This window comes from Chromohalobacter sp. HP20-39, from assembly GCF_033052815.1.
Lineage (GTDB): Bacteria > Pseudomonadota > Gammaproteobacteria > Pseudomonadales > Halomonadaceae > Chromohalobacter.
In genome coordinates this window covers 1-356 of the sequence record NZ_JAWHTP010000301.1, presented here as the reverse complement: position 1 = coordinate 356, position 356 = coordinate 1, and the positions used below count along the sequence as shown (strand labels likewise).

Annotated in this window: 1 protein-coding gene; it reads right to left on the bottom strand. The window is 65.2% G+C overall.

What is annotated here, in order from left to right:
- On the bottom strand, nucleotides 1-356 hold a 356-nt coding region (locus RVY79_RS18085), incomplete at both ends, for a M20/M25/M40 family metallo-hydrolase (RefSeq protein ID WP_317465910.1).

Sequence of the window (356 nt, the reverse complement as noted above, 5' to 3'; positions counted from 1 at the left end):
GACGAATGCGCGGCGCGGCCATGCACGCGGCAGCGGTAAGCATTGATGCCCTTGTGAGCAACGATGGGGCGCATGGAGGTGGGCTCGCCGACGATGCAGCCGGCAGGCTTGATGCCGCGCGCGATCAGGTCTTCAATCATGCGCGGCGCGCCCACGCAACCGACTTCTTCGTCGTACGACAACGCCAGATGCACCGGCTCACGCAGCCTGGCCTGCAACAGTGACGGCACCAGCGCCAGCGACGAAGCGATGAACCCCTTCATATCGCACGTGCCACGGCCGTAGAGCTTGCCGTCGCGCACTTCCGGGCTGAACGGATCGCTGTCCCATTTCTGGCCATCCACCGGCACCACATC